This window comes from Streptomyces sp. NPDC005775 (assembly GCF_042871565.1).
Classification (GTDB): domain Bacteria; phylum Actinomycetota; class Actinomycetes; order Streptomycetales; family Streptomycetaceae; genus Streptomyces.
Map to the genome: position 1 here is coordinate 252,234 of NZ_JBIAIU010000001.1, position 25,240 is coordinate 277,473.

Sequence of the window (25,240 nt, forward strand, 5' to 3'; positions counted from 1 at the left end):
CCCGCTTCAGCCTCCGATCAGCACGGTGTGGCACCCCGACACGATCGGCGATCCGCAGCCGCTCCGGTCGCCGACGCGGGCGGCGGGGCGGCCGCCGAACCGCACGGTGGAGCTGCCGGGTGGTGCGATCGTGGACGGCGGGTGGGCGAGGGGGGACGCGCACTGGTGCGCGGTGCCCACCGTGGCGGCGGGCTTCCCGCCGATCAGGACCGACGGCACCCCGGGCGGGCCGACCATGCCGGGATGTCCGGTGGGGTCGGTGACCCGGGCGGCTGCGGATGCTGCTGACGGCATGCGGTCCTCGGTCCTCTCCTGGCCGGACTGGCCTGTCTGCCTGTCCCGCCTGTCCTGTATGTCAGTTGAGCGTGATCATCGGTGCGTTGACGGCCACCGAGCCACCACTTCGGACATCCGTGCGCTGGGTGCCGTTGACCGTGACCTGGCCGCCCTGGACCTCGACCGCGCCGCCGGTGGAGAGGGCGACCCTGCCGTTCCCGCCGTCGAGTGCGACGCCGCTGCGGGACGTCACCGTGACGCTGTCGCCGGTGAGTTCCAGCGCCCCGCGTCCGGCGTCCAGCGCGACGCCCCGGGCCGCCTTGACGGAGACCTTCTCCTTGGCCTCGATCGTCACGCTGCCGTCGCTGTTGATGACGACGGCCGTGCCCCGCCGGTCCAGGTCGATCGTGAGCTTTCCGTCGCCGGTGCGGAGCCTGACCCCCTGGGGGCCGTCGGCCGCGTCCAGCAGTTCCAGTTGGTTTCCGCTCTTGGACGCGAAGGCGCGACGGTTCACCGCTCCCGTGGTGGGATCGACGAGGTCGCCGCCGTCAGCGGGCGTGCCGGCGCCCGCAGTTCCGGCGGGGGCCGTGGTGCCGCCTCCCCCCGGCCGGTCCTTCCCGTTGTACAGCCCGGCCAGCACGTACGGCCGGTCCAGGTGTCCGTGCTCGAAGCCGACCAGCACCTCGTCCCCGACCTCCGGGATGAAGGCCTCGCCACCGCCCGTCCCCCCGGACTGGGCCGTACGCGCCCAGTCGCTCGCGTACTCGTCCGACAACCAGGGGAACCGGACCTTCACCCGGCCCGACCCCTGCGGATCGTGCGTGTCCGTCACCGTCCCGCTGACCAGCCCGGCGCATCGGCCGGACGCGCCCACCGGCCCCTGTCCGCCGCCTCCGGTGAGCCCGAACAACGACCGTTCCTGCTGTCCGGACACGGTGATCCAGGTCTCGTACCCGCGTACGGCATCGAAGACGTGCCGCGAGGACGTGACGGTGTACCGGCCCTCGAAGGGGGCGCCGACCGCGTTCAGCGCCACCGCGCTGCCCGCCCTGACCGCCGGGTTTCCCCGGATCACCGCTTCCAGCTCCGCGAACGACCCGGCGATCCGCTCCGCCAGCGCCTTCGCCGCGCGGTCGACCTCGGCCTGCGCCCCGTACGCGGCGTCGGTGACCACGTACCGTGCTTCGCCGAACGGGGCGGAGACCTCCCCGGCCGTCACCCCGAGTTCCAGCGTGGAGGACGTGCCGGCCGGGGCCCTGCCCACCACCGGCGCTTTCGCCCCGACATCCCAGCCGCGCACCTCCACCTCGGACACCTGCTCGGCTGCCGAGACCCCGGCGCGGCAGCGCAGCAGGTTGTCGCCCAGTTCGAGGACGAGCGGGTCGCGGTCGGCGCGCGCTGATCCGTCCGGCGCCCCGCTCGCCTCGGAGGGGCGGGTGATGTGCAGCTGCCCGTCACGTACGTACGCCTGCGCGCCGGCCTCCTCGGCGAGCCCGCGCACGAACTCCCAGTCGGTGACGTTGGGCTGGGCGATGTGCTCGATCACGGGTCCGGCCACGTCCACCGTTCCGGGCTTCAGTCCGGCCCGCTGGGCGACCTGGCCGCAGATGTCCGCGAGCGTCATGTTCTGGTAGCTGGCGACCCTGCGCCCCCGCAGCAGCCGGTGCGACTCGTCGAGACCGCGTACGACGGTGAACGTCCCGGTTTCGTCGAGTTCCACCTCGAGCGCCGTGACCACTCCTTCGAGCAGCGGCTCGGGAGCCGTGTCACCGCCGGCCCTGGCCAGCAGCCGGGCCTCGCTGCCGATCTTCAGCCCGGTCTGTGCCAGCAGGACGCGTTCCGGGTCCCGGAACCGCAGCAGGAACAGGTCGGGGAGCGTACGGCTGTCGTCGACGTACCCCTCGACCAGGGTGTTCACGAACTTCGCGGGGAGCGGGGTGCCGTTGAACTCCAGCACCAGCGCGGTGGCGACGCCCTGGTGACTCATCGGCGCGGCCCCCGCTCCCTGTCGTCGTCCAGCCTGCTCAGCTCGTCGAGGGCGGGCAGCAGCAGCGTCGTCCCGGGCGCGAGTCGCAGCGGGTCGTCGATGCGGTTCGCCTCGGCGATGACCCGCCAGGCGCCGGCGTCCCCGTACTCCCGGTGGGCGAGTGACGGAAGCGAGTCCCCTGACGCCACCCGGTGCACACGCCGGGCGGCCAACGCCCCGGAGGTGGGGTTCTGGCCGGGCGTCTCGCCGCTGATCTCCTCCATCGTGACCTGGCAGACGGCCCGGATCGGCACCCCGGACGTCGTGAACAGGGTGTATTTGGCGGCCACTTGGCTGACGTACCCGGGAAAACCGGTGAGCCCGCCCCAGTGGAAGACCACCCACGGTGGTGACGAGCGCTGCTGCTGCCGGGTCTCGTTCGTCGGTACACAGCACGCGAACAGCTGCTCCACCGAGGTCACCACCCGGGTGTCCTGGGTGTCGCTGGCGTCGAAGAACATCTCGACGGTGAGCTTGCTGGGCTGCGAGCCCTGGTACTCCGGAGGGCCCGAACTCTTCGCGCCCTTGGCCGGGGTGCGCTTCCAGGACGCGGCCTTGGTCAGGCTCAGCTCCTTGGGATTGAACTGGAAGTCGATCCGCCCGCACGGGCCACCGGGCGTGAGCCCGCCACCGGTGGGCGGCGTCCGCAGCTCCAGGTAGGCGTGCTCGAGCTTGGGCCTGGCCGAGCCGCCCTTCGCCGCGGACGCCACCCCGGACGTACCGGCGGCACTGAAGGCGATGGGTCCCGCGCCGCTCACGCCGCTCAGCCCTCCATCACATAGCCGTGGTGGGCGATCTCGATCGTCTCCATCGCGACCTTGGGCGACTCGGGAGTGAACGAGGGGCCGGTCCAGCGCACAGGCACCACCTCCAGCAGCCCCCACTGGGCCACCTTCCGCCCGTCGCCGGTCCGTGCCTCGATGTGCGCCGTCTTGCGGCTGAAGCCGGTCGTCATGGTGGCGAACCAGCGCGCGACCTTCTCCGTCTCCCGGGTGAGCGGGCGGGACAGCTTGACGTTGGAGTACTTCAACCGGGTGGGCAGCTGCCACAGGTGGCCGTTGTTGCCGCCCTCCTCCCTGGTCTCCAGTACGACTTCGCAGCCCAGCCCGTCGCAGGTGTTGAACGAGCCGAGCTCGATGTCGTCGATCGTCACGACGAAGCAGACGCTGACGGCGGGGTCGTCGTCCGGGGAGGTGGCCATCGCACATGCCTCTCGATCGGTGACTCAGGAGCGGGGCGGGGCATCAGTGGCGGGTGTTGATCAGGAAGCCGGCGCGTTCGCGTTCGAGCCGGAGATCGGCCTTGAGGAGCCGGCTGAGGGGTCCGTAGAGCGCCCGGACGAGCTCGTCCGTCACGGGCGGGCCCCCCTGCCCCGTCATTGATCCCGCACGGTTCTGCGCGTCAGGGGCCGCGGGCGCGGACCCCGGCCCCTCCGCCTCTTCGGGTACCGGTTCCCCTTCCGTTACGGGGGGCGGTTCGGGTTCCGGTAGCGGAGGCGGCTCCTCGGCGATCTCCGCGTCCCGCTGGATGACCGGCCGTGACGTGCCGTGCGGGGGCGCTGCCCCGAACACCACGCTCCCGTCGGCCATCCGCTGGGCCACCCCGGCCGCCACGGCGACGGACCCGGCTGTGGGGAAGGCGGCGCGGCCGGTGGGGCGGGACACGGAGCGGGGTACGGGCGGCGCTCCGCCGCTCTGCCGCTGTACGGGCGGCACCGTGCGCTGGAGCGGTGCTGCGGGCGGAAGGCCGGACGGCATTCCCGGGTCGGGGGTGATCCAGCGTACGGGCTCCGCGTGGGGCGGAGCATTGGACGGGCCGCCGGGCGGAGGCGTCCGCCGAGCCCCGTCGCCACCGCCGGACGTGCGCTGGATGACCGCCTCGCCCGCAGGTCCCGGATCGGCCGGGCCGGTGGCGTTGCGGAGGGACAGCGGTCGCTCGCCGAGGAGGGGCGCGGTGGGGCCGGGGGCTGGCGGCGGTACGGGGGTGGGGCCCGGGGCGTACACCGAGCGCTGCACGGGGGCGGTTGACTCCTGAGCCGTCGAAGCCCTGGATTCCGCGGTCACGCTCTCCGCCTGCGTCCCCGCCAACGGGGCATCACCGAGCAGCGGGGCGACGGGCTCGGCCACGGTCTCCACCTGCGCGGCTTCGGCTACTTCGGCCCCTTCATACACGGCAGACGTCTCCGGGACCTCAGGAATTACCGGCGTCCCGCCCTCCGACGGAGCGGGCGGATGGCCCGCCGGCACCACGGGGGAGCTTTCTCTCTGCACCGGCGGGGGCATGGCTGCGGGTGGCTGCGCGGCCGGCGACCGATCGGTCTGCCGCTGAGTGGTCTGCCGCTGAGCGCTCGGCGGCAGGCCGGCCAGCGGCGCCCCGAGTCCAGGCGTGCGCGGGGCCGGCCGCGGCGGAGGTGGCGCGCCTGTGCGCTGTACCGCGTCCGGCAACGCCTGCGCATCCGCGCCCGCCCGGGCACCGCTCTCCTCCGGGGGCTCCACCCGCTGGACGAGCGGCTGCTCGCCGACCAGTCGACGTACGGGCAGCGCGGCCGCGGCCGGCGATCCCCCTGCCGACGTGAGGGCCGGTGCGCCACCCCCGTACGCACGCTGAACAGCCGCCGGGGCGGTCCCGCTCCGGGGGCGCAGCGGCATGTCGACGGCTCGCTGGACCGCGGGGGCGGGGCTGCCCGGCGCTGCGAGCGCGACGCCGTGCACCAGCCCGGCGGGGGCGTCCGGGCTGACCAGATGCCCCAGCGGCGTACCGAGTGCCGTCTCCTGCCGTGTGGTCAGCCCGGCCTGGAAACCACCGGGGTCGATGACGAGGTCCTGCCCGGTCACAGATCGTTGGACGGGTTCCAGGCGACTCACATCGACGCGGTCGCCTCGGTCCCGCGGCCCCGGGGCCGCCGCAGGCACCGGAGACGGGGCGCTGCTCGTGGAGCGACCACCTCGCAGCCAGGACATCAGCCCCATGGATCTCCCGCCCTCTCCGCGCTCCTCGCTACTGCCCGTTGAGGCGAGCGATCTGTGCGACGAACTTCAGTCGTTCCGGATGTTCCAGGTCGAGCAGGTCGTCCAGTGGCCAGTGGAAGTGGTAGGCGAGGTACGCGACCTCCTCGTAGAGCAGGTCGGTCGCGTACGTCAGGATTCCCCCAGGCGACCGCCGGCGAGATCCACCGCGAACTCCTCCTTGCAGGACGGACACGAGACGGCGGCGCGGGTGTGCCCCTCCGCGTTGATCCGGCGGTAGAAGTCCTGGAGGAACGCCAGGTCGGAAGCGAACAGGTCTTCGATGACTCCCGGGTGGATGTCCTCGACCGTTCCGATGCGGGTCACCACCCGGGAGATCAGCACGACCGAAAGGTACGCGGAGTTCTCCCGTACCCGGTCGTCGCGCAACGGCACGAGTTCGTCGCGGGCGGTCGCGAGCCGCATGACCCCGGAGCGGTGTACGGTGCCCGATTCGTCGACGTACCCGCGCGGCAGGTCGAACGCGAACTCCGTACGCAACGGCTCGGGCCGGCCTGAGCCTTCCCGCTCCCCCAGCTCCCCCTGTGGAGGCTGGAACTGGACCGAACGCCGCATCAGTCGAGCTCCATGCTCTCGTACGTGATCGACAGCTTCTCCGTCAGGACCGAGGTGTCGCCGGCCTTGAGCGTGCCGATCTCCAGGGACTTCGGCCAGGCGTTGATCAGCTTGTACCGCTTGATGGGCAGGCCCTCGTAGTCGTAGACGATGACCGCTCCGTTGCGCCGGGCGCTCATCATGCGGCCGAAGCGGGAGTCCTTGATCCAGCGTTCGAAGCTGTTGTCCTCCGTGAGGCCGCGCGTGACGGTGACCTCGCCGGCCTTCGGCCGGCCGGGCAGCTTCTTGATGGCGTACTTGCCGTCGGCGGTGTTCTGCTTCAGCTCGATGACGTCCTGCTCCATCTTCAGACCACTGACCTCGGTGATCTGCTTGATGATGACGCTGTCGAACTCCAGGCCGAAGGAATGCCCGACGGAACTGTCAAGATCGGGAAGCGGCACAACAGGCTCCTTACGCCAGGTTCGAGGACGGGCGGGTCACTGATCGGAGTACCGGCACTGCCTGCGCCCCGGTCACTCGTCGACACCTCCGGTGCCGCCGGTCAGCTGGGAGAGCCGGAACACGACGAACTCCGCGGGCTTGACGGGCGCGACGCCGATCTCGCAGATGACCTGTCCCGCGTCGACGCTCTCGGGAGGGTTGGTCTCGCGGTCGCACTTCACGTAGAACGCCTCGTCCGGTGTGAGCCCGAACAGCGAACCCTTGCGCCACTCGTTCACCAAGAAAGCCGAGACCGTACGCCGGATACGCGCCCACAGCGCGTCGTCGTTCGGCTCGAAGACGACCCACTGCGTGCCGGCGAGGATCGACTCCTCCAGGTAGTTGAAGAGCCGCCGGACGTTCAGGTAACGCCAGGCCGGATCCGACGCGAGCGTCCGCGCGCCCCAGACCCGGATGCCGCGCCCGGGGAAGGAGCGGATGCAGTTCAGCCCGATGGGATTGAGCAGATCGTGCTCGCTCTTGGTGAGCTGCGTCTGGAGCGCCACGGCCCCGCGCACCACCTCGTTGGCCGGCGCCTTGTGCACCCCGCGCGTGTCGTCATTGCGCGCCCAGATCCCCGCGACGTGCCCGCTCGGCGGGACGAGGGTGGCGCGGCCGGAGGCCGGATCCGCGACGCTGATCCAGGGGTAGTAGAGAGTGGCGTACTTGGAGTCGAAGTTGGCGCGGTCCATGCGCCAGCCCCTGATCTGCTGCGGCGAGAGGCCCGGCGGCGGGTCGAGGACGGCGACGCGGTCGCCCATCAACTCGCAATGACTGATGAGCCCTTGCTGGACGGCGATGACCGACTCCAGGTCGAGCAGACCGCGTTGGTACGCGCCCATCAGATCGGGCACGGCGATCATCGTGACCTCGTCCACGGCTTCGAGACCGGCGAGCCCCGTGCGCCGGTCGGCGTCACCGACGTACACCTCCGGTGCGAGCGCACCGGCGCCGCCTGCGACGGGTGCGGCGGGAGCGAGCGCGACCGACTGGACATCGGGTTTGGCCGGAGCGGCGCCGCGCCCCGTCTCCCGTATCTCGATCAGCTCGGACTTCGCGTTGACCCGGGTGGCGACGTTCTCCTTGCTGCGCTTGGTGGTGACGGAGGGGTACGTCTCCGCGACCTGCCCGTCCCGCTTCACGATCAGCTGGAACACGTCGGAGGGCGGGTCGTCGCCCTCGGCCGCCGCGATCTCGACGCTGATCTCTCCGACGACGCCCGCCCGGGGCTTGACGGCGTACGGCCCGATCTGGACCTCGGCCCCGGCGGCCAGGTCCCCGGCCTCGGCATCCGCTCCCTCGGCGATGCGCACGACGTAGCAGATGCCGCCCCCGTTGGCGAAGAAGCCGTAGACCGAGGACGCCAGGTACGTACCGTCGACGAAGTCGCCGAAGGTGCTGACGAACTGGCTCCAGTTCGTGATGAGTGTCGGCTCGTCGAACGGGCCCTGCTGGGCGAAGCCGACGAAGGCGGCAACCGAGGTGCCCACCCCTTCGATCGGCCGGGACCCGGACTCGACCTCTTCGACGTAGACGCCCGGGGACAGGTACGACGGCATATGAGCCTCTCCTTGACGCGCTCCTCGACGTGCTCCTCGCCCCGTTCCAGGCCGGGGAACGCGGGCAATTCTCGCCACTGGCGCGATCACCGGGAACGGATACTCGGCCGCCCCGCCGTGCACCGGCGGCTGCCCGAAGAGGCAATCCGACAGCGCCGCACGCCCCACGCGAACGTGCCCCTGCCACGTCCTGCTCACGCTCCACCCGCCCGTACCGCGCGCGGCAGCCTGACACACCACGTCCGGGCGGATGCATGGCTGGTGGGAGGGGCGGATGAAGGCGGTTCCGGAGAAGGCTCCCACCGCGCCGACCCGCACCGACGCCACCCCCCGCACGGACGAGGCCGCACCCGCACCCGTTCCCTCCGCTCCGGCCCCGGACCGCCGAAGCATCCAACGCCTGCAACGGGCGGCCGGCAACGCGGCGGTCTCCCGCCTGGTGGCCCAGCGCTACACGGCCCCGGTCAAGCCGTCGCCCGCCCAGGCTCCCGCCTTCCGCGACATGAAGGCGACCGTGGCGGCGAAGAAGACCCGGATCGCTGTCCACCCTCCCGCCGCCGCGGAGTCCAAGGCGTCCCAGGACGCGGCGGTCGCACCCCCTGACGACAAGGAAGCTCAGGGCAAAGCGGCCAACGCCGAAAAGATGAACGCGGCGAAGCCCGGCGAGTTCGACAAGAGGGCGTTCGTCGACGCGGTGAACAAGGCGATCGACGCGCAGGCGCCGAAGAACCTCGACGAGGCCGACAAGTTCTCCAAGTCCGGCAGGGCGGAGAAGGTCAAGGCGGAGGTCGACGGCAAGGTCTCGGACGGCAAGGAGTCGTCGGCCAAGGACATCGACACGGCCACTAAGGCCCCGCCGGACACCTCGGCCGCCAAGGACAAGCCGGTCACCCCCCTCACCCCGGACCAGCCACCCGGCAACCCGGGCGCCCCTTCGGCAGCGGACGCGATCCCGGCGAAGCAGCCGCCTGCCGTCACGGACTTCTCCGAGGGACCGGCCGCCAACGACAAGGAGATGGCGGACGCCGAGGTCACCGAGGAGCAACTGGCCAAGAGCAACGAGCCGGACTTCAACGAGGCACTGTCGGCGAAGAAGACAGCCGAAACGGACTCCGAGAAGGCCCCCGAGAAGGGCAGGTCCGCCGAGAGCCGACAACTCACCACAGCCAAGGCGGGCGCGGCAGCCTCCGGCGCCGCCGCCATGACCGCCCTCACAGCGACCCGCACGCAGGCGGGCCAGAAGGTGGACGGCGGCAAGGGTGAAACGAAGTCGAAGGACGAGAAGAAGCGCGCCGAGGTAACGGCCAAGCTCCAGAAGGTCTACGACGGCACGAAGAAGGACGTCGAGACGACGCTCTCCGACCTGGACAAGAAGGTCGACACGGCGTTCACGGCGGGCGAGAAGTCGGCCCGGGACGCGTTCACGGCGGACCACAAGCGCCGGATGAAGAAGTACAAGGGCAAGCGCTACTCGGGCTTCACCGGGAAGGCCCGCTGGGTGAAGGACAAGTTCGCCGGCCTCCCGAAGGCGGCGAACGACCTCTACCAGGAGGCCCGCAAGCTCTACGTCTCCCAGATGCAGACAGTGATCTCGTCGGTCGCCGACCTCATCGGCGCGGAACTCGGCAAGGCGAAGGCCCGCATCGCCAAGGGCCGCAAGGAACTCAAGACGGAGGTCGACAGACTCCCCGCGGACCTGAAGCAGTTCGGCGAGGAGGCGGCGAAGGACTTCGCGGGCAAGTTCGACGATCTGGAAGCCACGGTCAACGAGAAGTCGGAACAACTGGTCCAGGACCTGGCGTCGAAGTACACGGCAGCCCTGAACAAGATCGACGAGGAGATCAAGAAGCTCCAGGAAGCCAACAAGGGCCTGATCGCCAAGGCGAAGGACGCGATTGTCGGCGTCATCAAGACGATCAACGAACTGAAGAACCTCCTCCTCGGCATCCTCGCCAAGGCCGCCGGCGCGATCATGAAGATCATCAAGGACCCCATCGGCTTCCTGGGGAACCTGGTGCGCGCGGTGGGCGCGGGTCTGAACCTCTTCATCACGAACATAGCCGAGCACCTCAAAACAGGCGTCGTCTCCTGGCTGCTCGGCACGGCCGTCAAGGCGGGCCTCGAACTCCCCCAGAAGTTCGACATGAAGGGCATCATCCAGCTCATCGGCTCACTGCTGGGCCTCACCTGGGACAACATCAAGGCCCGCGTCACCCGCAAGGGTGTCCCGGACGAGGCGATGGCGGCGGTCGAAACGTCGGTCCCGGTCGCGAAGAACATCGCCCGTGAGGGCCCGGCCGGCGCGGCCAAGGAAATCCAGGCAGAGGCCGGTGACCTCAAGGCCACCATCCTGCAGAAACTGACGAGCTACCTGATCCCGACGGTGATCATCGCGGGCATCACCTGGATCCTCTCCCTGCTCAACCCGGCGTCGGCGTTCATCCGCGCGGTCAAGGGAATCATCGACATCGTCACGTTCGTGGTGACCCAGGGCGCCCAGATCGTGGAGTTCGTCAACTCGGTACTGGACGCGGTGGTGGCGATAGCCAACGGCGGTCAGGCAGGCGTCCCGAAGATGGTCGAGGTCGCGTTGGCGGCGAGTGTGCCACTCCTGATCGGGTTCCTGGCGTCGCTGCTGGGCATCGGCAGCCTGGCCAACAAGGTCAAGAGCGTTTTCCATGCGGTGGCGCGGCCGGTGAACCGGGCGATCGACAAGATCGTGGGCTTCATCGCGAAGAAGGGAAAGGACCTGTGGTCGAAGCTCAAGAACAAGAGGCACGGAGGTGACGACTCCCCAGCGGGCAAGCAACAGCGGCTCGACAAGGCGATGCGCGCTGCTGTAACGGCTCTGGGAAAGTTCAAGGATCGCCCCGTCGGGCGTGCTGCACTGAACTCAGTTCTTGCAGTTATCCGACGCAGGTACGGGCTCAAGAGCCTGTCGCCCGTGCCGACCGGACAGTATTGGGCGGTACGCGGCGAGGTTAACCCCACAGATCAGCAGGGAACGTCGGCACCGGTCGCCGACCAATCCGAGGATGAGACGAAGAGAGAGCCGCTTCCCGAAGACATCACTCAGGCAATTCCCGAGGTGGGTCACATATTCATCTCAAACTTCGTTCATCCAGCCTGGTCCCGCTTGATTGATAAGCCAAGCCTGGGGTCAGGGAAGCTCTGGAGTTCCACCATTCTGAACGGGACCGAGGAAACGGCCATTGAATCCCTTAAGGGGGACGCCGCCTCCCTCGCGAAGGGGTTCAGGAAAAAGCATCCCCAGGCCAAGCCGAATAGCTCCTACGACTCGGTTTTCTGGCAGTATCTATTCGGCACACAGGGTCGAGTTCGACAGGAATTTTTACGACTGGCAGGGGGGACAGAAGGGGCCCTACCCCAACTGAAGGCCGTGACCGGAAAGCCTGAAGTCAAGGAGGATGCAGAACTACTATCTACGCTTGAGGAGATGGATTTCCACCCAGCTTCTCGCACGCACGCCCCGTACGGGATCTGGGATCCATTCCCTTCCACGGAGAAGGATGCAGATGCCGATCTGGTCGCGGCAATCAACGAACAAGAGAAACCGCAGATTCTCAACTTTCTTCGCAATATGGTTCTGCACGAGAACGTCGAAAAGGTCAACTGGGAGACGTTTGTCGAACTCTGGGACAACGACAGTGCGAGTCGAGACTTTGTCAAGAACAGATTTCGAAGCGTAAGTGATGGTATGCACGAGTGGATTCCGACCGACCAGATCAAAGACGTACTGGAGAGTGCCATCACTCACCACATGAAGTCCACCGTGCGCGACGGAACGAACGACGCACTTGCCTGGCTTGCACTGCATCATGCGCTTCGATCGAGTACGAATCGCGTGATCTGGCGCATAGTCGATGGACAGGGTCGCCTTTCGCCCGGCGCGCACGTGGGCACGTTCTACGATGAAAAGGGTAAGGCCGCATTCACGGACGGGACCGTCGCCTTTCATGACAACTTGCGAAAACTGTACGATGAACACAAAAGCGGGAAAGCTTCCGATTTCGTCGCGATCCTCATAGGTATCCTCGACAAAGACAAGAACGCTTTACCAGGCAACGTCCGACTACTGTGGTCCGGAAACATCACCGGCCTCTCCAGGGATCAACAACTCGGAGCCCGATTTCGAGCCGGACGAGGGGATTTACGGGAACTGGAACTCGGCGATCTCGCCGACCGACAGGAGCAAGCCTTCAATGAAATACGTGATTCGTTCATAACCGTCAAGACCAAAATAGAGAAGACGGAACGGGAGGGATGATGAGCGAGACCCCCGACCCACAGATCGCACGAGCTATTTCACTTGAAACGCTCGGAGTCACCGACATTTCTTACCTGAAAGTGAGACATGCACGCACATACAACGGCCTGGAGGAGTGCCGGGCGCTCAGATTTCTCATTCTGGTCGGGTGCAGCACATCCATGCTTCCTCCGCTTGACACGCATCGCAGTCTGGTTCAACTCGGCGTCTCCGACAGCGACGTTCGCACAGTCGATGGAATCGAAGTGGCACAGGGACTGCACACCGTGGATCTTCCACGGAACTTCATCGAGGACCTTTCTCCGCTGCTGGGATGCCCTCAACTGCAGAGTTTGGATGTCCGGGGTAACCCTCTCTCGGACGCGACGTATCGAGACGCCCTCCCGGAACTTAGGCGGCGGGGTGTAAATTTGGTGGTCCCCGCAATTCAGGAGCGCGATCTGATGCTCCGCATGCGGAGCATCGGGTTTCCCTACTCCTACTACCAGATGGGCGACAGCCACCGCCTGTCCCGGCCAGGCCTGAGTCTGACCGACATGCCTGAGGCGGACCACATCAAGATCGGCCCTGATGAACTGAGCCGGATGGTGACAGACGATCACGAGGCTCTGGCTGGCATCTTCGAACGCAAGGACCTTGTACCTACGTTGGCAAATCCCTGAGCGTCGATCACACCACGCACGCAGAGAGTCCCGGCGGCGGACGTGCGACACGGACGCGCGTCCGGTGGGGGGCCGGGGAGGCATCCGACGTCACTCATCGGCCACCCGCACCGGCAGCGACTTCAGTCCGTTGATGAAGTTCGACACCAGTCGACGTGGCGGGGCCGAGGGACGGAACGGGCCTGGTGGGAGTACGCGGCACGCCTCCTCGTACAACGCACGCAACTGCAACCGCGCGAAGTGCGCGCCCAGGCAGACATGAGGGCCGTCCCCGAACGAGACATGCGGGTTCGGGGAGCGGGTGAGGTCCAGGGTGAACGGGTCGGGGAAGACGCGTTCGTCGTGGTTGGCCGAGGCGTGGAAGACGACCACCTTGTCGCCCGTACGGATGCGCGTGCCGGCCAGGTCCGTGTTCTCGGTCGCCGTGCGGCGGAAGGCCAGGACCGGTGGGTGGCGGCGGAGCAGTTCGTCCACTGCGGTGGTGAACCCCACCTCACCGTTGCGCAGGCGGTCGTACGCATCGGGGTGCTGGGCCAGCAGGTGCAGGCCGCCGGGGGCCGCGCTGCGTACCGTGTCGTTGCCCGCCACCACCAGCAGGAAGAAGAACATCTCCAGTTCCGGCGCTGTCAGTTCGGGGTCGGTGGCGAGGGCCGTCATCACGTCGTCGGCGGGGCGTTCGCGCTTGTGGGCCGCCAAGTCATGTGCGTAGTCGAACATGTCGCGCAGCGACGCCGGGGAGCGCGGGTTGACCGGCTTGCCGTCCGGGCCGAGGGCCGGCGTACCGGCCTCGTCGGGGTCCTGGTAACCGATGACGCGTCGGGTCCAGTGCAGCAGGAGTGCACGGTCGGTGTCCGGTACGCCCAGCAGATCGGCGAGGTTGAGCACGGCGTAGTCGTCGGTGACCTGGGTGACCAGATCGCAGGTGCCGTCGCCTGCCCGCGCCTCGGTGACGGCACGGGTGAGCAGGGCGCGGGCCCGCCCCCGTACGACCGTCTCGAAGCGGTCCATCCGTTTCGGGGTGAACGCGCGGCTGACCAGCGTACGCAGCCGTCGGTGGTGCGGCGGGTCCTGATTGAGCATCATGCGGCGGATGAACGGCAGGTCGGCGGGGTCCGGGTCGCGGATCTGGGTGGCTCCGAGGTACGAGGAGTACGTGGACGAGTCCTTCAGGACCCGGGCCACGTCCTCGTGCCGGGTGACCGCCCAGAAACCGGGGCCCGCCGGCCAGCCCAGCACCTCCGGCTCCTCCTGCCAGGCCACCGGGTGGTGGTCGCGCAGGAAGCGGTAGCTGTCGTGCGGGAGGCCCCGCCCGTACTGCCTGGGGTCGAACACATCCGGCACCACGCTCACGCTTTCGCCTCGTCGCCCTCCACGTCCGCCCGCAGGAAGTCCTCCACCACCCGGATCAGATCGAGCGGGGCCTCATCCATGGCGTAGTGGCCGCACGAGGGCAGCTCCACCAGTTCTGCGCGCGGGAACCAGCGCATCCAGGTGGCCCGTTGTAGGTCGGCGGAGAGCGCCGGGTCCAGCGCCCCCACGACCGCCAGGGCCGGCACCGGCGAACCCTCGATCCGGTCGTGGAAGTCCTCGCCCGCCCAGGAATCGAGCCAGGCGCGGAAGGCCTTCGCGTCGCTGCACTCGACCGAGCGGCGCACCATGCGGTCCAGCCAGGCCGCGGGGCGCCGGCCGCCGGTCGTGATGTCGTGGATGACCCGGCGGTTGTCCGGGTTCTGCGCAGCCCCGGCGAACAGCTCCCACTGCTCGGGCGGCAGCGGCAGGCCGGATGCGGGGACCGGCGACACACCGACGATTCTGCGCACCCGCTGCGGCGCGGCGGCCAGCGTCCGCTGGATGACGGAGCCGCCCATCGAGTGGCCGATCAGGGAGAACCGGTCCCAGCCGAGCCGGTCGGCCAGCGCGAGCACGTCCGCGGCGCCCTCGGCCGTGGTGTACGCGCCGTCCGCGTCCCTCGCCTCGCCGTATCCCCGCAGGTCTACCACCGCGTACTGGAACGATTCGGCGTCGAGGTCGCGCAGCACCGGGCCGTATGCGGAACGGTCGGCGAGCCAGCCGTGTACCGCGATCACCTTGTGGGGGCCGTCGCCGTGCAGGGTATGAGGCAGTACGGACAATGCGGTCACGCTGGCTCCTGTCACGGTACGGCGGTGATCTGGCGGTCAGGTCAGCAGCCCGCCCCCCACGGTGGCGCCAACCGTCGGTCCGCGCAAGAGCACACACGGGGCCTCGCGCAGTCGGCCGGGGGGCAGGCCACTCACCCCTGGACCAGTCCCAGGTACGGCCCGAACTCCGAAGCCAGCGTCAGTCGTCCCAGCTTCTGGTACTCGCGCTGGATCGCGTGGATGAGGGTGGTCATCGTCACCGCGCCCCCCGTGTCCGCCGCCAGGTACGCCGCCGTCACCGCGATCGAGCGGATGTTGCCGCCCGCCAGCTCGAAGTTCTCGGCGCAGAAGGCGAGGTCGAGGTCCGTGCCGCGTGGGAGCAGCGGGCCCAGGCAGCGTTCCCAGAGCAGCAGGCGCTGCTCCGGGTCCGGCACGGGGAAGTCGATGACCAGGTCCAGGCGGCGGGTGAAGGCGTCGTCCAGGTTGGCGCGGAGGTTGGTGGCGAGGATGGCCAGGCCGTCGAAGGACTCCATGCGTTGGAGGAGGTACGCGCTCTCGACGTTCGCGTAGCGGTCGTGCGCGTCCTTCACGTCCGAGCGCTTGCCGAAGATCGCGTCCGCCTCGTCGAAGAGCAGGACGCCGTTCACGCCCGCCGCTTCGGTGAAGATGCGCTCCAGGTTCTTCTCGGTCTCGCCCACGTACTTGTCGATGACCGTGGCCAGGTCGACCGTGTAGAGGTCCAGACCGAGGTCCGCCGCGATCACTTCCGCCGACATCGTCTTGCCGGTGCCGGAGTCGCCCGCGAAGAGGGCCGACACGCCCCGGCCCCGGCCTCCTCCCGGGCGCATGCCCCACTCCCCCAGGACCCGGTCGCGGTGGCGGGCCCGGGCGGTGAGTTCGCGGAGCTGGGCGTGGGCGTCGGGTGGCAGGACCAGGTCGTGCCATGTCACCGCGGGCTCGATGCGCCGGGCCAGGCGGTCCAGACCGGCCGCGTTCTGGGCACGCGCTCCCTGGCGTACGTGGGCGGGGGTGAGGGTTCCGCCGTCGAGCTGCGCCGTCTGGGCCGCACTGCGGGCCGCGCCGGTGACCTGTTCCGGGGTGAGGAGGAAGGGGGCGAGCAGGTGGTCCGGGTCGATCGTGGCAGGGAGGGGGGCCGAGGTCGTGTGCTCGTACGCGTCGCTCCACAGCGCGCCGCGCGCCGAAGGCTCCACCCGCGGGGCGTGCAGGAGCAGGGGCGGGGTCGTCGACCAGGACGCGTCCCACGGCACTCTGCCCACCATGACCGTCGGTACGGGAGTGGCCGTGAGCAGCCTCAGCAGGTGCGGGTGTTCGCGGGACAGCGCGTCCAGCGGGGCGCAGACCAGGCCCGCGTGTGTCAGCCGGGCCTCGCGGACCAGGGAACGTACGGCATCGGCCGGCGCCGGGTCCTCCGCCAGGCGGGCCAGGTCCAGCCCCAGGACCGTGCGGCCGGCCCGGGTGAGCGCCGATGCGGCGAGGGCCGTGCCCGCCCCGCCCTGGTCCTCGCTCAGGTAGGCCAGTTGTAGCCCGCCGGCGAGGACTCGTCCCAGCGGCTCGGGGTCACCGACGCCCGCCACCGCGTGCCAGGGTGCCAGCAGGTCGGCGAGGCGTGGGTCGCCGGTGTCGTCGCCCAGGAGGTGGGCGGTGACGCGGTCCGGGACGCGCAGCGCTCGGCTCAGGAAGGGGCGGTCGAGGTCCTCGGCCAGGAGCAGGCCCGTGTGACGGAGCGGGGCGCGCGCGGCCAGCCGGCCCCGTGCCACCGCGTCGGCCGGTGACAGCCCGCAGAGGCCGAGCGCCAGGCCGACGGACGGGCGGCGGCGGGTCACGTCGTCGTTGAGGTAGCCGTAGAACGCCTCGAACCGGTCGTCCAGATCCGGGACGAGCGCGATGAGCAGGATCTCGATGTCGAGCGCGGTGAGTCCGAAGTCGGCCTGGAGGGCGGTGAGTCGGGATGCGGGGACCTCCACCGGGTCACCTTCCCCGGGCACCGGTGCGGGAAAGCCCCGCGCCCCGTCCTCGTCCAGCAGCCGCGCGATGTTCTCGTCCGCGAGGTACAGCCCCCGGAACTCGTTCTCCGGGTCCGGATCCGTGCGCTGCCGCACCTCGACCGCGTGGCGGACGCGCTGCTCGACGCCGATCGCACGGGCGAGCAGGTGGCGCAGGTTCGGGTCGTCGTCAGGGTGGCCCGGGGGTGTCATGCGGTGCTGTCCTCCGTACGGCCGTCCGGGGGGCGCCGGTTCTCGGTGATGCGGAGGGCGAGGCCCCGGCGGGGCTCGTCGGAGCCGGGAACTCTCTCGGGCGCGGGGCGCCCCGGGCGGCTGCCGTACACCGGCAGGCCGCCGCGTCCCGGCATCGGATCGCGCTGCGGTTCGGCGGGGGGCGGTACGTCTGCGAAGTGCGCCCGCAGCCCTTCCTCGCCGACCGGCGGTCCCGCCGTGTACGTCGGCGAGGCGGTCACGGGGACGCTGACCACCAGGTCCAGCGAGGGCTTCAGCTCACCGCCCAGCGCACTCCACACGTCGGCGAACGAGCGGTCCTCCGGCGGTGGGAGAGCGATCGACATCGGAACGGCGGCCCCGATCTCGGCGAGTGTCCCGGCCAGTCGTTCCTGAGGCAGTGCCTCGTACGCCAGCAGGCAGGCGAGCAGGGACGACAGCAGCCGGTGTTCGTCCTCCGGGCGCTTCGTCCAGGCGGTGATCAGGTACGACAGCTTGAAGTAGCGGGGCGGGCGGCGTCGCGCGACGACGGTGCCACGCTCGTCGTACTGATTGTGCAGTCCGCGCTCCCGGCGCCGCATGTCCTCCCGGATGTCGTAGAGGTAGAGGTTGACCATCGGGGCGTTCACCTTGGCCGCCCATTCCCGGGTCGGGGCGTCGAAGACCACCGCGATCTGGCCGCCCTCGAGCACCTCCGCCCGGATCAGGGAGCGCAGTACGTCGTCCACCTCATGGATCATCCGCTGGTCGCCCCTCTCACGTCCGGCCCTTGAAGTCAGGTGGCTGCAGATTGCGTTGGACCACCAGGACCGGTTTCTGGAGCCGGGGAAGGCCGCGAATGCCGGCGCGCAGCACGCGGGGGCCGAGGGTGTCCTTGCGCAGGACCAGCATCTGTACCTCGAACGTGCCGTCGCGGCCCACCCGCACGCCCGACCGGTCCGCCGTGAGCCCGACGTTCCAGGTGAGGGTCACGGTTTCGCCGGGCGGGTAGTCCTTGCCGCGGGCCAGTACGGGCTGCCCCGGCTTGGCGACCTGCGGGGTGACGGTGAGGGAGGGTTTCAGCACGCGCAGCCGGTCCCTGTCCTGGTTGTCGGCCGTGCTGCGGTCCGGGACCGTGCCGCGCGCCGTGGCGTGTACGTCTCCGGTGATGGCAGCGCGGTACGTCGCCGTCTGTGTCACCTCGATCCGACCGCCTGGCGGTATGGTGCACGGCTTGGCCGCCGTGCAGCGGGTGAGAGGTTGCAGGCTGCGGTCCTTCGACGAGGACGGGGCCGGCCAGGACGTACCGATGACGACATCCCTGGCGGTGTCCGGGCCCGCGTTGGTGACGGTGATACGCGCGTGAGCCGGGCGGGTGACGTACGTACGGTCCGGGCTGACGTCGACCTTGACCGCGACCTCCGACAGGGGTGGCATCGGGCCCGGTGGTGCCGGGGGTCCGGACGGCGGCGGTGGCGCCAGTACTTCGAAGTGCGCGGTGTCCGTTCCGGTGTTGCCCGCCGCGTCCGTGGCCGAGCAGGTGACCGTGGTCGTTCCGACGGGGAAGAAGGAACCGGTCGCGGGGGTGCAGGTCACGGGCAGTGAGCCGTCCTCCGCGTCGATCGCCGTCGCCGTGTACCTGATCCGCGCGCCGTCGTCGTTGTCCGGCCTGGCGATGCGGTCGTCGACGGTGACGACGGGGGCTTCGATGTCGTTCACGTCGACGGTGATCTGCTGCTGGAAGTCGGGGTCGGCTGCTGCGGCGGGCCCTATCGTGTCCGTCCCCGGCACCTGGGTGCCGAGCAGGAACTGCACCGTGCAGGTGAGCGTGGTGCCCTGCGGGGCGTCGGCGGAAACGTCGATGTTCTCCGCGAAGTGAGCGGTCTCGCCGCTGGTCAGCTGACGGGTGGGTGGGTCGAGGGAGACGGTGAGGTGGGGGTCGCAGTTGTCGAGGCGGTATCCGACGGAGGTGGGGAGGTTCTTCAAGCCCTCAACGATCGCGTCCGTCACTCCGTTGCCGGGAATGCCGTTCAGCATGCGGCCATTGGTGGCTGCGACCATCCGTTTGGCCTGGTCCGGCTCGTGATACGGGTCCTCGTAAGTGGGGCTCTTGTAGCCGAAGCCGTTGAGACCGTCGCCGTTCTCGGTCGTCACGTCGACGGCGATGATCCGCACGCCCTTGTCCTGGAGCGCGAAGACCGCTTCCTCGTACGAGATCCCGTTACTGGGGTTGTGACTCGACGCGTCTCCGACGAGGACGATGACCGGGCTGGAGCCCTCCCGGAACACCGTCTCCCCATTCGCACCGTCGGCCAACTTCCACAGGGCGTAGATCCAGTCCTCCGACGGTCCACTGCTCTTGAACCCGCGTGAGGTGTCCAGTTCGTTGACGCCCTGCTTCTGCACCGCGTCCAGATCGTCCGTCAGTCCCTGGAGTACCTTGAACTCCGCCGTGGGGTCGTCCTTCTCGTCGCCGTAGGTAGCCACGGCGAACCAGGAGTCCGGTTGCTCCGCGCGGACCGTGGCGGTGATGTCCTTCAGGCCGGTCTTCACATCGTCGATGGGGACACCCATGCTGCCTGTCCCGTCCACCAGCAGCACCACATCCGGCTTCGGCGGAATGGCCGGTGTACGCACCGCCTTGTCCACCCCTGTCGACCCGCCCGGGTCGAGCGCCTCGTGCAGGCTCGCCGGAGTGACCCACGGGTCCGGGGGCACGGGGACGGCCGTGGCCGTGCCCGCCCCTGCCGAGGCAGGGCCGAGACCGGCGGCCAGCAACAGCAGGACGAGCGCCGCCGAACGGCGCGCACCCGTGAGTCCACGTGACCGTTTCGCCGACCGCATCCACCGCACCGACTCTCTCCCCCGCACCCGGAACTCCCACCGAAAGAACAGCGCCCACACGATCGCGCGGGCACGGAACCGCCGCAGCGGGAGACGAGTCACTTCCCCGGGAAGGCGGAACTGCCCTTTGGGGCAACCCCGCACCACAGCACACCCGGCCGCCGCCGGGAAGGTGCGCCCCGAGACCGTGCGATGGCCGAGCGAGTTATCAGATCAGGCCCTGCCGCATCGCGTACGCCACCGCGTGAGAGCGGTTGCGCAGTTGCAGCCGGGTCATCACCGAGTGGAGCACGTTCTTGATCGTACGTTCGGAGTAGGCCAGTTTCGTGGCGATGTCCGCCGTGTCGTACCCCTCCGCCACCAGCCTCAGCACGTCCACCTCGCGGGCCGCGAGTCCGGTGAAGTGCAGCCCGCGCGGCCCGAGCACCTGCCCCTGGAGCCGGCCCACCTCCGCGAGGAGCCTGCCGAGCAGATCGGAGGGGAGGTGCCCCTCGCCGCGCGCCACCGTCTCTATGACCTGCACCAGGTGTTCCGGCGTCGACTGCGCGCGCCTGATCACACCGACGACGCCGCACTCCGCCGCGCTCACCAGCTTCTGCTCGTCGATCTCCGTGGTGACCAGCACGGCGCGGGACTCGCTGGTGCGCTGAATGCGGCGCAGCGTCCTCAGCACGTCCTCGTCGACCGTGTCCACCACCATGACGACGACCTCGGGCGCCGTCTCGTCCTCGCCCCACTCCACGACGTTCACTTCGGGGCGGGCCCGTAACTGGCTGGACACCCCCGCCTGCGAAATCGGGTCCTGGGCCCGTAACGCGACCGTCGTACGTTCCATCCGTTCCATGCCGATGCTCCCCCCTGGGCAACAGCTGGAAGGCCACTACAGACACACGCCTCGCAGCCGTGCTCGTCCGCCTCATTGGTTATGAGGCGGACGGAAGATTCCCTTGTTTACCGACAAGGAAACTAAAAGGGTGTCAGGGGCAGCGGATCTGCCCGAAAGTGTTCCTTCGAGGCCGATGTCCGCCCTCCGCGACGACTCTACGGTCCGCCCTATGAGTCTCACGGCAAGTCTCGACGCAACGTCCGTCAGCGCCGCACCGGGCGAGGAGACGGCTGTCCCGCTCCAGGTCCGCAACTCCGGCGCGACCGTCGAGGAGTACCGCTTCGAGGTGGTCGGTGCGTGCGCCGCCTGGTCGTCGGTGGAACCGCCGGTCCTCTCGCTGTACCCCGGTGACTCCCGGACCGTTTCGCTCATGCTGCGCCCGCCGCGCGATGCGACTGTTCCGGCGGGTGAGACGCCGTTCGGGGTCCGGGTGGTGCCCACCGGTGAGCAGGACGGAACGGTGGTGCCGGAGGGGCGGGTGACCGTGCTGCCGTTCACCGCGACGACGGCGGAGCTGGTCCCGCGCAGCTCGCACGGCCCCCTGCGTGGACGGCACCAGCTGGCCGTGGACAACCGGGGCAACACACCGGTCACGGTCCGGCTGGGCGCCCAGCCGGGAAGCGAGCTCGCACGTGTCGCCTTCGCGGTGACCGAGCTCCGGGTCGCGCCCGGCCAAGCGGAGTTCGGGAGCCTGCGGGTCCGGCCCGCGAAGCGGATGTGGCGCGGTACGCCGGTGACGCACCCCTTCCAGGTCTTCGCCGCCACCCAGGTGGCCGAGGGCGGGGAACCGGTGGCACCGGTCCTCGTCGATGGTTCCTACCAGCAGGAACCCCTCCTGCCGCGCTGGCTGCCCCGGGCACTGATCACGGCCGCCGTGCTGCTGATCGCCCTGGCCGGGGTCTGGTACGCGTTGCTGCGTCCAGCCGTGAAGTCCGCGGCGCGGGAGGCGATCACGCCCGAGGCGGTACGCTCCGCGGCCGCCGCCGACAGGAGCAGCGCACCGGACCGGGGCGCTACGGCGGGCGCCACCGCCGGGACCGGAGACACCGCCGGGGCGGACGCCGGCGCCGGCGCGTCGAAGCCGACGCCGAGCCCTTCCGCGGCGGCGGAGCCCGAGGCGAGTGCGAGCCCGGGAGCCGGGGCGGGCGACGCGGCGGCCACTCCGACGAGTGCGCAGGTCCGGGTCAGGGACTCGGTGGGAGGCGGAACGAATACGGGGACCGCCCTCACGGTGCCGAAGGGCCACACCTTCCAGCTGACCGACATCGTGGTGCAGAACCCGCAGGGTGACGCCGGAACCGTCGTCATCTCGGCGGGCGCGAACAGGAGTGTGCTGAGCCTCGGGCTGGAGAACTTCCGTGACTCCGACTACCACTTCGTGACGCCGATCCTCGTCCCGGCGGGCGGCAGGGTCACCATGACGATCGACTGCCGGAAGATCGGCAAGCCGGTCGGCGCGCGCACGCCTTCGCGATGCTCGGAGTCGCTGTTCCTCGGCGGCACGATGCGTCCCGACTCCACGGACTGACCAGTCAGGGCCGGGCGCGTGCCAGTCCGGCACGCGCCCGTAAGCCGGCACCTCAGGCCGGCGGGGCCTCTTCGTCCTCCTCCGGGTTCTTCTCCTCGGCCCGTTGCACGAACGAGCCCTGCACATCGGCCGGCTGCTCGTCCTCGTCCTCCGTGGCCGCCCGCTGCACCGCGGGCGCGGCCGGGGCGGTGACAGACGGGGACGAGGCCGGCGCAGGCGCCGGCTCCGGGTCCGACAGCACCCGGTCCGCGTTCGCCACGGCCTCCCGCTCGAAGCGGTCCGACGGGTCGCTGACCCGGATGCCACCGGGAGCCTCCGTGCCGTCCACCGGCCCGCTGCGCTGCTGGATCACGTGCGTCAGCTCGTGCGCCAGCGTCGTGCGGCCCTGCGGTGACGACGGGTCGTACGCGTCGCGCTGGAAGACCACGTTGTTGCCCACGGTATAGGCGTGCGCGCCGACACCCTTGGCCGACTCGTGCGCGGAGGAGTCGTTGTGGATGCGCACGTCGGAGAAGTCGGCTCCCATACGGCTCTCGAGATCCGTGCGGGTCTCGGTGTCCAGGGGCGAGCCCGTGCCGGAGGAGACGACGTCGTGGACGGGCGACCGCTGCTCGTCCTCGGTCCGCTCCGCCGTGCTGGCCCTGGACCTCTGGATCATCGGGCCGAGCGCGGCATTGCCGACACTCCGCTGGAGTACACCCATGCCGGCTGTCCCCACCACATCCGCCCGGCCGGTGGCCGCCGCCCGGAAGAGGTGGTGCGTGTCCGCTCCGGTCTCATGGGTCTCCGGCACCCTCTGGGCGACGGAAGCCTCGCCGTGCGCGTGCCCCCCGTGCGGCCGGTGGGGGCCGTGTTCGCTCTCCCCCGGCGGAGTGTGGTGGTCCCGTTCGGGATCGTGTTCGTGCTCATGGTCGTGGTCCTGTGCGTTCATCGTCGTCTCCCTGACCGCACCGCAATGGGGCCGCACCGCGCGCAACCGCGGTGGTCCGCCCCTACCGGGCCCCCACCTTCGCGCCGGTTTCCCTGCCCCGTCCAGCCCGCCCCCGACGGGCCCGGGGCATCCGGCGCTGCCTCTTGAGGCAGTCGGACGGTACGAACGAACCCCTGCGCGAGCCCTGATTGCGACGAACCACTGTCGACTTCCGGGCAGTTCGGATTCCCGGCCCCGGCTCCACCACGATCACTTGCTCGCTAATGCTCGAAAGTCGGCGATGACGAACAACTCTTGACATGCCACTGCCATTCCCGCGAGAGTCGTCCCCGCCAGTGATGCCGGTCGCGTAGCGAGGAGCGTTGTCGCATGCCTGAAATCCCTGCAGTCTCACGCCGTTCGGTTCTGGGAGGATCGCTGGCCACGGGGGCGCTCGCCGTCGGGCTCGGGGCGGCCGCACCCGCCTCGGCGGCCCCGGGTTCCGCCGCGGCTTCCGTACTCACCGCAACAGCCGTTCCCCGTCGGCGGGCGGGCCAGAAGTCCATGGTCAACGTCGCCTTCGAGCCCCACGCGACGGTCCGGGTCGCGGTGATCGGGCTCGGCAACCGGGGCTCCGGCATGACCCCGGGCTGGGCCGCCGTCCCCGGCTGCGTCGTGACCGCGGTCTGCGACATCCGCGCGGACCGTGCCAAGCGCACCGCCGACGGGCTGGAGGCGGCCGGCAGGCCGCGTCCGGCGGAGTTCGGAGGCTCCGCCGACAGCTACGCCAAGATGCTCGAGCGCGATGACATCGACCTCGTCTACATAGCGACGCCCTGGGAGTTCCATTACGAGCAGGGCAAGGCATCACTCCTGGCCGGCAAGCACGTGGTCGTCGAGCTTCCCGTCGCGACGGAGCTCGACGAGCTCTGGGACCTCGTGGACACCTCGGAGCGCACCCGCAAGAACCTGATGCTGTCCGAGAACTGCAGCTACGGCCGCAACGAGCTGGCCATGCTCAAGATGGCCCACGAGGGCGTGTTCGGCGACCTCACCAACGGTCACGGCGGCTACCTCCACGACCTGCGCTCCCTGTTGTTCTCCGACACCTACTACACCGACACCTGGCGTCGGCAGTGGCACACCCGCTCCACCGCGTCCTTCTACGCCATGCACGGTCTGGCCCCCATCGCCGCCGCCATGGACATCAACCGCGGCGACCGGATGACCACGCTGACGGCGACCGCGACGGCGCCCAGGGGACTCGCCGACTACCGCGAGCGCTTCATGCCGAAGTCGCATCCGTCCTGGAACGAGACGTACATCAACGGCGACCTGGTCACCTGCCAGATCCGGACGGCGAACGGCCGGACGATCCGGGCCGAGCACGCGGTGAGCGCGCCTCGCCCGTACAGCCGGATCAACTCGCTCGTCGGCAGCCGCGGCATCTTCGAGGACTACGCGGGCACCTCTTCCACCGACGCGCGTGTCTACTTCGAGCCGGACCACAGCGGCGACACCTGGCGCGACTTCGAGACGTACCGCAAGGAGTTCGACCACTGGCTGTGGAAGACGATCGGTGACGACGCCGAGAACAACGGCGGTCACGGTGGCATGGACTACGTCCTGCAGTGGCGGACGGTCCAGCTGATGCGGGCGGGGCTGGTGCCCGACATCGACGTGTACGACTCCGCCTCGTGGTGCGCGCCGGTGCCGCTGAGCGTCATGTCCCTCGCCGCCAAGGGGCGTCCGGTGGAGATCCCCGACTTCACCCGCGGCTCCTGGGTCAACCTGCGCATGGGACTCGACTCGCGCACCACCGAGATGCCCCCCGTCGCCTGACGACCTCCCACCGCAAGGAGCA

At 69.6% G+C, this 25,240-nt stretch carries 20 protein-coding genes; 4 read left to right on the top strand and 16 right to left on the bottom strand.

Features of this window, described 5'->3' with window-relative positions; all coding sequences use genetic code 11:
• Positions 1 to 6 precede the first annotated feature (6 nt).
• From ACFYPA_RS01165 to ACFYPA_RS01205, 9 genes are all read right to left on the bottom strand, one after another.
• Positions 7 to 294 carry a PAAR domain-containing protein gene (locus ACFYPA_RS01165; RefSeq protein ID WP_359080014.1) on the bottom strand — a complete coding sequence of 96 codons (288 nt, stop codon included), beginning with the start codon at positions 292 to 294 and terminating at the stop codon, positions 7 to 9.
• A gap of 61 nt (positions 295 to 355) precedes the next feature.
• The gene (locus ACFYPA_RS01170) at positions 356 to 2,263 is read right to left on the bottom strand and encodes a VgrG-related protein (protein WP_389128622.1); all 1,908 of its coding nucleotides are present in this window, start codon (positions 2,261 to 2,263) and stop codon (positions 356 to 358) included.
• On the bottom strand, positions 2,260 to 3,060 hold the full coding sequence (locus ACFYPA_RS01175) for a peptidase M23 (protein ID WP_359080010.1): 801 nt from the start codon (positions 3,058 to 3,060) through the stop codon (positions 2,260 to 2,262). The genes ACFYPA_RS01170 and ACFYPA_RS01175 overlap by 4 nt, the downstream gene beginning before the upstream one ends.
• A 5-nt stretch (positions 3,061 to 3,065) precedes the next feature.
• The gene (locus ACFYPA_RS01180; RefSeq protein WP_148016756.1) at positions 3,066 to 3,503 is read right to left on the bottom strand and encodes a phage tail protein; all 438 of its coding nucleotides are present in this window, start codon (positions 3,501 to 3,503) and stop codon (positions 3,066 to 3,068) included.
• Between the two features lie 43 nt (positions 3,504 to 3,546).
• Positions 3,547 to 5,136, bottom strand: coding sequence for a hypothetical protein (locus ACFYPA_RS01185; RefSeq protein ID WP_389128625.1), 1,590 nt, complete (start codon positions 5,134 to 5,136; stop codon positions 3,547 to 3,549).
• 163 nt (positions 5,137 to 5,299) lie between these two features.
• Entirely contained in the window at positions 5,300 to 5,443 is a 144-nt protein-coding gene (locus ACFYPA_RS01190; RefSeq protein ID WP_359080482.1) for a DUF6760 family protein, read from the bottom strand.
• The gene (locus tag ACFYPA_RS01195; RefSeq protein WP_359080006.1) at positions 5,440 to 5,883 is read right to left on the bottom strand and encodes a hypothetical protein; all 444 of its coding nucleotides are present in this window, start codon (positions 5,881 to 5,883) and stop codon (positions 5,440 to 5,442) included. The genes ACFYPA_RS01190 and ACFYPA_RS01195 overlap by 4 nt, the downstream gene beginning before the upstream one ends.
• On the bottom strand, positions 5,883 to 6,326 hold the full coding sequence (locus tag ACFYPA_RS01200) for a phage tail protein (RefSeq protein ID WP_148016754.1): 444 nt from the start codon (positions 6,324 to 6,326) through the stop codon (positions 5,883 to 5,885). Before ACFYPA_RS01200 ends, ACFYPA_RS01195 begins: the two co-directional genes overlap by 1 nt.
• 72 nt (positions 6,327 to 6,398) lie before the next feature.
• Positions 6,399 to 7,925: a phage tail sheath subtilisin-like domain-containing protein gene (locus ACFYPA_RS01205; protein ID WP_359312014.1), complete on the bottom strand. Its 1,527-nt coding sequence runs from the start codon at positions 7,923 to 7,925 to the stop codon at positions 6,399 to 6,401.
• A 274-nt stretch (positions 7,926 to 8,199) separates the two neighbouring features.
• On the opposite strand from ACFYPA_RS01205, the gene ACFYPA_RS01210 reads away from it, so the two are divergent.
• Both ACFYPA_RS01210 and ACFYPA_RS01215 read left to right on the top strand, forming a co-directional pair.
• Entirely contained in the window at positions 8,200 to 12,213 is a 4,014-nt protein-coding gene (locus ACFYPA_RS01210; RefSeq protein ID WP_389128628.1) for an HPC2 multi-domain protein, read from the top strand.
• A complete protein-coding gene (locus ACFYPA_RS01215) occupies positions 12,210 to 12,875 on the top strand; it encodes a hypothetical protein (RefSeq protein ID WP_389128631.1) in 666 nt (221 codons plus the stop codon). Before ACFYPA_RS01210 ends, ACFYPA_RS01215 begins: the two co-directional genes overlap by 4 nt.
• Before the next feature lie 90 nt (positions 12,876 to 12,965).
• Here ACFYPA_RS01215 and ACFYPA_RS01220 read toward each other — a convergent pair whose 3' ends face one another.
• The 6 genes from ACFYPA_RS01220 to ACFYPA_RS01245 all read right to left on the bottom strand — a co-directional run bounded on the left by ACFYPA_RS01220 (position 12,966) and on the right by ACFYPA_RS01245 (position 20,887).
• Complete coding sequence (locus tag ACFYPA_RS01220; protein ID WP_389128634.1) at positions 12,966 to 14,225, bottom strand: cytochrome P450; 1,260 nt, start codon at positions 14,223 to 14,225, stop codon at positions 12,966 to 12,968.
• Positions 14,222 to 15,016, bottom strand: coding sequence for an alpha/beta fold hydrolase (locus tag ACFYPA_RS01225; RefSeq protein ID WP_389128637.1), 795 nt, complete (start codon positions 15,014 to 15,016; stop codon positions 14,222 to 14,224). Before ACFYPA_RS01225 ends, ACFYPA_RS01220 begins: the two co-directional genes overlap by 4 nt.
• A 131-nt stretch (positions 15,017 to 15,147) precedes the next feature.
• Positions 15,148 to 17,211 (bottom strand): ATP-binding protein, encoded by a 2,064-nt coding sequence (locus ACFYPA_RS01230; RefSeq protein WP_359311994.1) that lies wholly within the window; start codon positions 17,209 to 17,211, stop codon positions 15,148 to 15,150.
• Positions 17,208 to 17,969 carry a DUF4255 domain-containing protein gene (locus ACFYPA_RS01235; RefSeq protein WP_359311991.1) on the bottom strand — a complete coding sequence of 254 codons (762 nt, stop codon included), beginning with the start codon at positions 17,967 to 17,969 and terminating at the stop codon, positions 17,208 to 17,210. The genes ACFYPA_RS01230 and ACFYPA_RS01235 overlap by 4 nt, the downstream gene beginning before the upstream one ends.
• 16 nt (positions 17,970 to 17,985) lie before the next feature.
• Positions 17,986 to 20,052, bottom strand: a complete 2,067-nt coding sequence (locus ACFYPA_RS01240; protein WP_359351869.1) for a VWA domain-containing protein — start codon at positions 20,050 to 20,052, stop codon at positions 17,986 to 17,988.
• Between the two features lie 208 nt (positions 20,053 to 20,260).
• Positions 20,261 to 20,887: a response regulator transcription factor gene (locus ACFYPA_RS01245; protein ID WP_359080480.1), complete on the bottom strand. Its 627-nt coding sequence runs from the start codon at positions 20,885 to 20,887 to the stop codon at positions 20,261 to 20,263.
• 220 nt (positions 20,888 to 21,107) lie between these two features.
• On the opposite strand from ACFYPA_RS01245, the gene ACFYPA_RS01250 reads away from it, so the two are divergent.
• Entirely contained in the window at positions 21,108 to 22,466 is a 1,359-nt protein-coding gene (locus ACFYPA_RS01250; protein ID WP_359079981.1) for a hypothetical protein, read from the top strand.
• Positions 22,467 to 22,518: 52 nt separating this feature from the next.
• Here ACFYPA_RS01250 and ACFYPA_RS01255 read toward each other — a convergent pair whose 3' ends face one another.
• A complete protein-coding gene (locus ACFYPA_RS01255; protein ID WP_359079979.1) occupies positions 22,519 to 23,397 on the bottom strand; it encodes a DUF4157 domain-containing protein in 879 nt (292 codons plus the stop codon).
• Positions 23,398 to 23,766: 369 nt separating this feature from the next.
• Between ACFYPA_RS01255 and ACFYPA_RS01260 the strand changes: the two genes are divergently transcribed.
• On the top strand, positions 23,767 to 25,218 hold the full coding sequence (locus ACFYPA_RS01260) for a Gfo/Idh/MocA family oxidoreductase (protein WP_359079977.1): 1,452 nt from the start codon (positions 23,767 to 23,769) through the stop codon (positions 25,216 to 25,218).
• The last annotated feature ends 22 nt before the right edge of the window (positions 25,219 to 25,240 follow it).